This window comes from Caenimonas sp. SL110 (genome assembly GCF_001044395.1).
Classification (GTDB): domain Bacteria; phylum Pseudomonadota; class Gammaproteobacteria; order Burkholderiales; family Burkholderiaceae_C; genus Ramlibacter.
In genome coordinates this window covers 20,436-30,094 of sequence record NZ_JANU01000008.1, presented here as the reverse complement: position 1 = coordinate 30,094, position 9,659 = coordinate 20,436, and the positions used below count along the sequence as shown (strand labels likewise).

General features: G+C 57.9%; 10 protein-coding genes. 9 read left to right on the top strand and 1 reads right to left on the bottom strand.

Translation table 11 applies throughout. The features are described 5' to 3' along the window. The first annotated feature begins 125 nt into the window (after positions 1-125). Positions 126-575 (top strand): hypothetical protein, encoded by a 450-nt coding sequence (locus AQ12_RS05815; protein WP_152682688.1) that lies wholly within the window; start codon positions 126-128, stop codon positions 573-575. Positions 576-813: 238 nt separating this feature from the next. Here AQ12_RS05815 and AQ12_RS05810 read toward each other — a convergent pair whose 3' ends face one another. Then, positions 814-1,206, bottom strand: coding sequence for a hypothetical protein (locus tag AQ12_RS05810; RefSeq protein ID WP_048438933.1), 393 nt, complete (start codon positions 1,204-1,206; stop codon positions 814-816). 66 nt (positions 1,207-1,272) lie between these two features. Here AQ12_RS05810 and AQ12_RS05805 point away from each other — a divergent pair, with 66 nt between their 5' ends. The 8 genes from AQ12_RS05805 (at position 1,273) to AQ12_RS05770 (ending at position 9,657) form a co-directional block, all read left to right on the top strand. Then, a complete protein-coding gene (locus tag AQ12_RS05805) occupies positions 1,273-2,304 on the top strand; it encodes a PIN domain-containing protein (RefSeq protein WP_048438932.1) in 1,032 nt (343 codons plus the stop codon). A 285-nt stretch (positions 2,305-2,589) separates the two neighbouring features. Then, positions 2,590-2,922, top strand: a complete 333-nt coding sequence (locus tag AQ12_RS05800) for a hypothetical protein (RefSeq protein ID WP_053076567.1) — start codon at positions 2,590-2,592, stop codon at positions 2,920-2,922. A 24-nt stretch (positions 2,923-2,946) separates the two neighbouring features. Continuing rightward, positions 2,947-3,246, top strand: coding sequence for a barstar family protein (locus tag AQ12_RS23510; protein WP_053076566.1), 300 nt, complete (start codon positions 2,947-2,949; stop codon positions 3,244-3,246). A gap of 33 nt (positions 3,247-3,279) precedes the next feature. Further along, positions 3,280-3,603 carry a hypothetical protein gene (locus tag AQ12_RS05790; RefSeq protein ID WP_053076565.1) on the top strand — a complete coding sequence of 108 codons (324 nt, stop codon included), beginning with the start codon at positions 3,280-3,282 and terminating at the stop codon, positions 3,601-3,603. A gap of 215 nt (positions 3,604-3,818) precedes the next feature. After that, positions 3,819-4,211: a barstar family protein gene (locus tag AQ12_RS05785; protein ID WP_053076564.1), complete on the top strand. Its 393-nt coding sequence runs from the start codon at positions 3,819-3,821 to the stop codon at positions 4,209-4,211. Between the two features lie 88 nt (positions 4,212-4,299). Further along, entirely contained in the window at positions 4,300-4,671 is a 372-nt protein-coding gene (locus AQ12_RS05780) for a hypothetical protein (RefSeq protein ID WP_048438931.1), read from the top strand. 277 nt (positions 4,672-4,948) lie between these two features. Beyond that, the gene (locus AQ12_RS05775) at positions 4,949-8,020 is read left to right on the top strand and encodes a hypothetical protein (RefSeq protein WP_048438930.1); all 3,072 of its coding nucleotides are present in this window, start codon (positions 4,949-4,951) and stop codon (positions 8,018-8,020) included. Positions 8,021-8,223: 203 nt separating this feature from the next. Next, positions 8,224-9,657, top strand: a complete 1,434-nt coding sequence (locus AQ12_RS05770; RefSeq protein WP_048438929.1) for a hypothetical protein — start codon at positions 8,224-8,226, stop codon at positions 9,655-9,657. Positions 9,658-9,659: the final 2 nt, after the last annotated feature.

The following is a 9,659-nucleotide window of genomic DNA, read 5'->3' as shown; positions in this document are numbered from 1 at the left end:
GTTCATCACCACCGAAAATAGCGGCCACTTCGGACAGAACTGGACCGCTGAGATTCGGACTCAGTTCCACAGTGGTTTAGTGGTCGAATTGGCGGCACGGTCATTCACGGGTCATGGAGTTGGTAATGCAAATTTCTTTTATGGTTCCTCCCCACGTTTCTAAGCCCTATGTGTGGCTGGTTGAAATGGATGGCCGGCGACTCGGCATCAATGATCGCCATGAGTGGCAAGTAGAGTCCTTGGGAAAAGTCAGCCCACTCAATAATGAGCAAACTTGTATCCTCGCGATCCCTGTTCTTGAGGCGGATCCCCGCAAGTTTTATAGCTTTCTGAAAGGCTTGACTCCGACCTTGGCAGAAGCTGCAGAAACATTTCCTCTCGAAATGGTCTTGAAGGTCGTGTTTCACACGTCATTCTCAGGATACTGGCCCCAAAGAGCGCTTGAATGGCTCGGTGCAAACGAGGCTCCCGTCGATAAATTGGAGTCGGAACTTAGAAGCTTCAGCATCAATAAAGCGATGCCCCAGAAGGCTCGTCAGACGGCCTACATGCTTGTCAGGCGGTCGGGGGTATAGGCACCGGCGCGTTAGCAATCGCACAACCGCATCGCGGCTGAGCAGAACGGGGGGAAACAGGTTTGCTGCAACGTTGCAGTTTTCGTTGTTGTACTTGTCGCCGTCCGCTCCGTCGAATGAGCCTACGTGGCTGCGCATGTTCGCGTCCATGACGCTGTTGCGGTACAGCGTGTAGGGCTCGATGCTTCCACCGCAGCCACGGGGGGCACCGCGCCAAACAAGAACGCGAGGCGAAGCATCAGTAGTCCAAGTACGTGATTTCGTGGCCTTCAAGCATGCCGTGCGACGAGAAAGCCACGGAGAAGCGCTTGAACATTGCCATGAATTCTGTAAGTTCGATGTCCACTTGAACCCTACGGACCATGATCGGCCCTTTGCTGGCCTCGATCATTGCTTTCACGTTGTCGTGGTCGCCGGGCTGCGCAAAATAGAACGTGACCGAGAGAGGATCTTTGTATTTGCCGTGTAGCTCCATGGTGTCAACGTCGATTCCAAGCAGGAACTCGCCCTCTGGCAGAAGGTCCTTGGACTTTAAGAACTCTCGCGGGCCGGTCTTGTCGCTTTCGTCCATGCTGGACGTGCCCTTGAAGTCTGCATACTTGGTCGAGGCTCTGAAAGGTGTTACGTGCATGGTCCCCTCCTGTGCGGAAATGGAAGGGTATCAGACGCGGGTTAGCATTCCCCTCAGGAGGCCTTCATGTTCCATGTACTGATCGACACTAGCGTTTGGCTCGATCTAGCTGCTGACAGCAAGCAGGCTCCCTTGCTGCGCGTTTTGGAAGATTTCATCGACAACGGTGCGCTGAAACTCATCGTGCCGCGAGTTGTCCACGACGAGTTTCACAAGAACAGAGAACGCATCGAAAAGACAAGCGCCAAAGGCCTTGCAACCCACTTTCAGCAGGTTAAAGAGGCGATCAAAAAGGTCGGCACTGACTCCGTAGCGAAGAAGCAGCTCTTGACTCAGCTGGATGACGTGAACCACAAGCTGCCATTGATAGGTGGCGCAGCCGCAGCAACGTTGGATTCCATCGCAAAGATTCTTGATCGAGCGGGGGTTCTTGAGACAGCAAGTGAAGCGAAGATGCGAGCTGCCGAGAGGGCGCTCCAGCGGCAAGGGCCATGTCACCACGAGAACAAGAATTCGATAGCAGACGCAATCATCATTGAGACCTACAGAATGTGCGTCGAGCGCGGTGGTGCGCGCGAGCGGTTCGCATTCGTTACGCACAACAAGAACGACTTCAGCGCCCACAACAATCAAAAGCTTCCTCATCCCGATCTCGCGTCCAGCTTCACGAAGATCAAGTCGCTTTACTTCATACAGCTCGGTGACCTAGTGAACCGCGTTGCTCCCAACGTCACGCGACAACTCCTGTGGGAGTACACGTTCAATGAAGAACCGCGCGGACTAAAAGAGATTCAGGATGCACTTGAACTGCTCTGGAGACAGGTTTGGTACAACAGGCACCTGAACGTTGACCACCGAATCAAGAGAGGGGAACACAGGATCGTTAGTCCGCAAGAGTGGGAGCGCAACAAGGACTATCAGAACACCACAATTGACACCGTTTGGAGGCGGGCTGTCGCTGCGCGTGTGAGAACGGAACGTCAACTCGGAATGGGAAACATCGGCCCTTGGGACGACTTTGAGTGGGGAATGATTAACGGCAAGCTGTCCGCACTACGCTGGGCACTTGGGGATGACTGGGACATGTTGGACACATAGTGTCGACCATCAGATGCTCGCCATCCCTTCGGGACGAATGACGCCGCCCGGACCATGAATGTCCTTCGTCTCGTCATTGTCAAACTTGATCCGCATGACGAAGGTTTTGCCGTTTCCGGACGGTGCGATCGCCTCAATTGCACCCGCACCGAAAAGTCGGTGAGCTACTCACAGCAACTGCGTCGCGTTTCGGAACAAGCGTCCACTTCGATCCAATTAACAATGTAACCGTGGTACTCAATGCTCAAGGTAAAGTGATTACCGTCATGCACGGAGGGAGGTGATATGAACTTGCAGGAACTACATCGAATTGCAAACTCGGCGAGCGACAGCATCTTTGCGGTTGCAGACTTCACCAGATTCACGGAGCACTTGTTCTCCGATTGCACTGACACAGTGGCTCTTAGAAACTACAGAGCCGCATGGTTTGAGTTGGAAATCGTGAACGCGACCGCGTTGGCGGACTGGGAGGCAGACGGTCGCCCCAAGGAGTGGCTTGATAAGTGGAACCAGGTATACAAAGCCGAGACCATCTTAGTCATTGACCACTTGGTCGAGGTGGCTGATGAAATGTGTCATCAAGGCATCGACACAGCCAACGAAGGTCGATCGGGGTAGTACGACGTGGCTGGTCGAAGTGAAATGATGACTGATAAACCTATCCTCCTGGCGATCGACGGCGATAGATTTGATTCAATCGATGAACTTCATCGCTGGATCCAAGAGCGACTCAATTTTCCCGACTACTACGGTGGCAACGCGGACGCACTTTGGGACAGCCTGACAGACCTGCTGTATTCGCAGCAGTCGGTAGAGGTGACTTGGGCCTCGTTTAACTCAAGTCGCGCGCGATTCGGGCAAAGCGCTGAAGTTCTCCGGGACACATTCATTGACGCCGCGAAGCGGTTTCCCACTAGGGCGACCGTGATCATTTCGCCGTAATAGGCATGACCTGAGCGAAATCCGGAAATCTCAATGTTCAATTTAAGTCAAACGCTGTCGCAAGCCGACATCGAGACTGTCAAGCAATGTCTCCAGGCGGCGGTTGACGGGCCGTTCTTTCCAGAGTGGGAATTCGAAGCTCTCTTCGGAGTGAACCGTGGATTGGTTCGCGCCGTTCTGAATGAGTGGCCCGCTGGGGCGATGTCTGAGGATGACGTTGGCTGTGCAGTTGTCGGCTCACTCAACAATCTTCTCGGCTATCCGCACGGGCACGAAAGCGAGTTGGCGCGGTACGTTGCCATGCCATTAGACGAGGTCCGAGGAACACTTGATAGATTGCTCGCGTTAGGTTTGTAGGTTAGTTGAGAGAACTGCGACTGGCGCACGCGAGGTGACCGCCATCGGGTCTTTCGCTGCCGAAACTGGAGCCAAGGGCGGGTTGATCGCGATCAGGCGTGATGTCAAGCCATGTAGCGCGTCCAACGAGCGTGCGTTCAGACTGGACGACTGGCGCAGAGGAGAGATGTTTTACAAGCCTGCCTCTGCAGGCCTCAGTTTGAATCAGCGGACGAATGCAGATCCTACGAAACTTCATTTTTATGCCGGCTTCGACACCTGTCCCTTCGGATGGAAGATTGATCGCAACTTTGCCGTCCGGCATCCAGTCGGCGCAGGAGCTTCTCAAGGCTTTGGCCGAGGAGCTTAAATTTCCCGATTACTTCGGAAATAACTGGAACGCGCTTTTCGATTGCTTGCGAGATTTAGCATGGATTGCCGAGAGAGAGATATGCATTGTCCATAGCGATCTGCCCAGATTGCCGGACGCGGAGCTGACCGTGTACCTCGAAGTTTTGCGAGACGCGATTGCTGACTGGCGAACCGATGAGCCGCACGAGATAGTCGCTGTGTTCAGAGATGCTGATAGGGACAGGATTCTGGATCTCGTGGGGGCCACTTCGAGATGAATCTAAACCGATTACTGAGCCCCTTGAGCGCCTGCGGGCTTGGACCATCTCGCGATCCCTTTGCACGTGTAATGACAAGGGGAGGAAGATGGATTCCGCTGAATTGATCACACAAGTAAGAGACGAGTTGCTGCGCGCAGAGAATGTGCTGAATACAGATTTCTCATTCGAACTGGCCGAGCCAAATTATTTGCGCGTTCTTGCACTCATGGCGAGTGCTCCACAACTACAGCCTCAGTTCGAAGATTTGTTGATAACTCTCTTCAGAGATCACAAAGTGAGTGATGAGCCGATTGCCTACCTGATGCACAGGCTTCGGTGGCCGAATGTTCGCCAATGGATGGATGCACAGCTCCTAGCTATGCCTGATGCCATTGCAACGGGTGCGCCGTCTGAAAAGGTGATTGCGGCCTACAGCGATGACTGGGAGAACCGCGAGTTTTATCAACATTTGCCTTGAGGTGTGGCTGGCTATGAATTGTTCAATTCAGCCGGTACGGCAATTGGGAGCATGTCAATAACTTCTAAACGCAGAGATTAAACCGTAGCAACTAACCTAGTACCGCTCGGAAGTAGATGGGTTGCACACCTCTGGGAACTATGGCGTCAGCGACGTCCATGAGTAATCCATTGGTTTTCAAATATGATCGGCACGCTTTACCGGCCCGCTTGCAGTAACGGCGGGGTACCCAACCTCTCAGCCGCGCGAGCGGCCACTGCAAGAGCGATCTTTCACCATGACCCCAGCTTCCAGCGCACAGTTGCCCCTGCGCTCTGCCTACCAATTCAACGCATCCAATATCCCGGCGGCACAACCGGGCACGACGGACGGCCCGGATGTGCGGCAACTCTTCATCGACGGCATCAATCAGGCGATTGGAGACGATGCCCGGCTCAGAGAGCGGTACCCCTCCCAAGGTCTGGCGCATGAAGACCTGATGGCCTTGCTTCGCGAACGGGACCGCTTGGCGCCCATGTGCGCTGATACAACTGGCACCCTGGACTTGGCACCTCATCTGAGCGAACCCGTCAGGCGCGTCATCACGCAGGCGCTTCGCCGGTTGGGCCTCACCGTCGTCGATCGCCAGGCACAGCAAGAGGCGCCGCCGGTATCCGTTCATGTTCGCGCAGCGGAGATGAAGAAGCCGCCGCCAGATGACGAGGATGAGGACGACGTGGTCGGACCTGAGATGAGTCATCTACCCGCTGTTCCCGTCAACCCGGTGGCAGTGCCTGCTGCCAGCGTGAATCCGCAACTGCATCTGCCAGAGATTGAAGACGTGCTGAGCCGCCACTGCAAGCAGGCACTCACGGAAGGCCGGGACAGCTATCGCGCGGCCAGCCGGGCGAAGGACGCGGTGGTGGATGCGGTGATGGAAGGCGCCACCACCGTAACGGTGGACCTGTCGGCTGAGATCGTGACTCAGTTGGCGCGGCTGGGTTTGACGTGCCGCGCGAACGTGGCGGCATTGCCAGTGCTGCCACGGGTCGCGGAGAGCAAGGATGGGCCGGAGCTGGCATACGCGCTTGCAGCGGTTGAGGCTGCGCGAGCGGCGGAGCCGCAGCAGCCTGCAGATATAGTGGACGCGGCGCTCTTTGGAGCAGGCCCTTGCATCACGCAGCAACAGATCGACGACAGTAAGGCGCGCAAGGGCAGGGATTTAAGGGCCGACCTTTACGTGGCGCTGAAAGATGGCGACGGCGTTGTGGTGAGCGCGATCATGGCCAGGCTGAAGGGAGCAGGTCTTAGCGCGGAGCAAGTCGCCGAAGTCCTCGGGGCTAAAGATGCTGCGGGGAAACCTGGTTTGTACTGGGCGGTGGGGGGCGGGCACCCAACTGCAGTGACGGCGTTCATGGACGGTCTGAGAGGAGCAAGCCTCAGCCTGGATCAAGTCGCCGACATCGTCGCCGCCAAGCGGCCTGACGGGGGCACTGGCTTGTGCTTTGCGCTGAATGACGGGCACGCAGCTGCAGTAACGGCGTTCATGGAAGGCCTAAGGGGAGCAGGTCTCAGCTCGCAGCAAGTTGCCGACATCGTGGCCGCCAAGGATTCCCGTGGGAGGCCTAGCTTGTATTTGGCGCTTTCCAACGGGCGTTCGGCTGCAGTGACGGCGTTCATGGAGGGCCTGAGGGGAACGGGCCTCAGCGCGCAGCAAGTTGCCGAAATCGTGACTGCCAGGAGGTCTGACGGGACCGCGGGTTGGCCCATCGCGCTTGTGAACGATCACACGGCAGCAGTGACGGCGTTCATGGAAGGCCTGAGCAGAGCAGGCCTCAACCCGCAGCAAGTTGCCGACATCGTCGCCGTTAAAGACTCTGATGGGGACTCTGTCTTGTGCACTGCGCTGAGTAGTGGACGCGCTGCTGTAGTGACAGCGTTCATGGAAGGCCTGAGAGCAGCACGGCTCAGTGCGCAGCAAGTTGCCGAAATCGTCGCAGCTAAGAATTCTGCCGGAGACCCTTGCCTGTACTCTGCGCTGACTGAGGGACACGCCGCTGCAGTGACGGCGTACATGGAAGGCCTCAGAGGAGCCGGACTGAGCCCGCAGCAAGTTGCCGAAATCGTCGCCGCCAAACTTTTTGATGGGACCCCTGGCTTGTACATTGCGCTGCAAAACGGACAAGCAGCAGCAGTGACGGCGTTCCTGGAAGGCCTCAGACGAGTAGGCTTGAGCCCGCAGCAAGTTGCCGACATCGTGGTCGTGGCTGTCAAGAAGTCTGACGGGACCCCTGGCTTGTTCTTTGCGCTCCAGGACGGACACGCAGCAACAGTGACGGCGTTCATGGAAGGCCTGAGAGGAGCAGGCCTCAGCGCGCAGCAAGTTGCCGAAGTCGTTGCCGCCAAAGATTCCAATGGGCACCCTGGCCTGTTCTTCGCGCTGCAAGAAGGCCACGCAGCAGCAGTGACGGCGTTCATGGAAGGCCTGAGAGGAGCAGGTCTTCACCCGCAGCAAGTTGGCGAAATCGTGGCTGCCAAAGATTCTGATGGGACCCCCGGTTTGCGGGTGGCGCTTCAACAAGGACAGGCAGCAGCAGTGACAGCGTTCATGGACGGCCTGAGAGCAGTCGGCCTCAGCCCGCGCCAAGTTGCCCAAATCGTGACTGCGAATGGTTCCGATGGGAACCCTGGCTTGTATGCGGCGCTTCTCTTAGGACACGCAGCAGCAGTGACGGCGTTCATGGAAGGCCTAAGGGGAGCAGGCCTCAGCCCGCAGCAAGTTGCAGAAATCGTCGCCGCCAAGAGTTTCGGTGGGAACCCTGGCTTGGTGCTTGCGCTCCAGGAGGCGCACGCAGCAGCAGTGACGGCGTTCATGGAAGGCCTGAGCCGAGCGGGCCTCAGCGCACTGCAAGTTGCTGAAATCGTTTCCGCCAAGACGTCTGACGGAATTCCTGGGTTGCAATTTGCGCTGCAAAGCGGACGAGCAGCAGCAGTGACGGCGTTCATGGAAGGCCTGAGACGATTAGACCTGAGCGAGGAGCAGGTCGCCGAAATCCTTGCTGCCAAGGATTCCGACGGGAACCTGGGCTTGTCCGTGGCGCTTCGTCATGGAGACGCACCTGTAGTGACAGCATTTATGGAAGGCCTGAAAGATGCCGAGCTCGACCTGGATATCTTGAAAATCGTGCGTGTGGAGTTGCCGGGCGTGTCGGGCGACTTTATGCAGAGAATGAGGCTGGCACATACCTTGGAGGCCTTCAAGCAGGGTTTGCTCTCCACGCATCGCCGTAGCAGGGGGCTTTACGCCGGCGTACAGATCAATCTGATCGCAGAGGCAACTTCAAGGCGGATCGCAGAACTGCGCAGCTGAGCGTCTTGTCGGCGCGGGGCAGGGAACCCGTAGCTGGCCTGGCCGCGAAGCCACCAGACGTCGCTCGCTTCGACCTACCGGCACAGCCGCAAGTCAGTGTCAGCAGTGATGTTGCGCTTTCCCGCCGCCCGGCTGCAGCACCGGCGGCACGTCTCACCCCCTCTCACCCGCACGAGCGGCTCCTGCAAGAACGATCTTTCACCATGCACTCAACTTCCAGCGTCCGTCTGTCCCCGACCGCTTCCCCGAAAACCATCACCTTCAACACCGCAGCGGCACCGCCCTATGCGCATGCGAACGCAACCGAAGGCGTGCGCCAGCAACTCTTCATCGACAACATCAACCAGGCCATTGGAGACGATGCAACGCTCAAAGCGCACGATGCCTCGCACGTCCTTGCGCATGAAGAGTTGACCGCCTTGCACCGCGAACGGGACCGCGTAGCGCCGATGTGTACCGATCAAGCCGCCGCCCTTGTCCTGTCCGAGCATCTCAGCGAGCCCGTCAGGCGTCTGGTCACGGGCGCGCTTCAAGCGGCCGGTTTCACGGTCGCCGATTACCAGGCCGTGCCGGTAGCGTCCCATGTAGTCGGTAGCGACGCAGCGTTGTCGAACGATCTCTACGACGCGCTGCGGGGTAACGACGGCGCGGTGGTGAGTGCGGCCATGCGCAGCTTGAAGCAGGTATGCAACGGCCACCCGGACCGGTTCGTGAACCTCGTGCTTGCCACAGACCACAAGGGCCGCTCCGGCCTTCAGCGTGCGCTGTACGCGGGCCACACCGGCGCGGTGATGGCGTTCATGGACGGCCTGAAGGGCGCAGGCCTCGGCGCGCAACATGTCGCTGACATCGTCGCAGCCCGTAGCCCCGACGGAACCTCCAACTTGTGCTGGGCGCTCATTGAAGGACAAGGCCCCATCGTCAACGCCTTCATGGCCTTGATCGAAGCGCACACCGCCAAAGGGTTGATGGAAAGCCTGCGAGGAGCCGGTCTGGGCCGGGAGCAGGTGGCCGATCTCCTCGCCGCCAAGGATGCCGACGGAATTCCTGGCTTGTCCTTTGCGATGAAATTCGGCAGCGCAGGTGCAGTGACGGCATTCATGGACGGCCTTGTGAAAATTGGCCTTAACTCGAAACAGATCGCCGACATCGTCGCTGCCCGGGACGCGAACCATGCACCTGGTTTGTATTTCGCGATGTATGCAGGCAAAGCCGCTGTGGTGACCGCCTTCATGGACAGTCTGAGCAAACTCGGCCTCAGCTCGAAACAGATCGCCGACATCGTCGCTGCCAGGGGCGCTGACGATGCGTCTGGCCTGTATTGCGCGCTGGCTGAGGGGCGCCCCGCCGCAGTGAAGGCCTTCATGGACGGCCTGCAGGGCGCAGGCCTCAGCAAGTCGCACATCATCAACATCGTCGACGTGCCGTTGCCGGGTCCATCGGCCAGCCATACGGGCGCCTCAAAAACAGCGCGAATCGAGGCCCTGGAGGCCTACGGGCTGGGCTTGACATGGCTGCAACGGCAGCACCTCATCACGCCCGCCCAACTGGCAAGAATCGAAGAGCCGCTGGGCAAGCACATCGCAGAACTGCGCCGGCATATTCAGCCGACGACTGTCGACGCCGTCTCTCAATAAAA

Bases quoted from the DNA above. Each gene is read 5' to 3' on its own strand.
- AQ12_RS05815 (WP_152682688.1), top strand. From the start codon at position 126: ATGCAAATTTCTTTTATGGTTCCTCCCCACGTTTCTAAGCCCTATGTG.
- AQ12_RS05810 (WP_048438933.1), bottom strand. From the start codon at position 1,206: ATGCACGTAACACCTTTCAGAGCCTCGACCAAGTATGCAGACTTCAAG.
- AQ12_RS05805 (WP_048438932.1), top strand. From the start codon at position 1,273: ATGTTCCATGTACTGATCGACACTAGCGTTTGGCTCGATCTAGCTGCT.
- AQ12_RS05800 (WP_053076567.1), top strand. From the start codon at position 2,590: ATGAACTTGCAGGAACTACATCGAATTGCAAACTCGGCGAGCGACAGC.
- AQ12_RS23510 (WP_053076566.1), top strand. From the start codon at position 2,947: ATGATGACTGATAAACCTATCCTCCTGGCGATCGACGGCGATAGATTT.
- AQ12_RS05790 (WP_053076565.1), top strand. From the start codon at position 3,280: ATGTTCAATTTAAGTCAAACGCTGTCGCAAGCCGACATCGAGACTGTC.
- AQ12_RS05785 (WP_053076564.1), top strand. From the start codon at position 3,819: ATGCAGATCCTACGAAACTTCATTTTTATGCCGGCTTCGACACCTGTC.
- AQ12_RS05780 (WP_048438931.1), top strand. From the start codon at position 4,300: ATGGATTCCGCTGAATTGATCACACAAGTAAGAGACGAGTTGCTGCGC.
- AQ12_RS05775 (WP_048438930.1), top strand. From the start codon at position 4,949: ATGACCCCAGCTTCCAGCGCACAGTTGCCCCTGCGCTCTGCCTACCAA.
- AQ12_RS05770 (WP_048438929.1), top strand. From the start codon at position 8,224: ATGCACTCAACTTCCAGCGTCCGTCTGTCCCCGACCGCTTCCCCGAAA.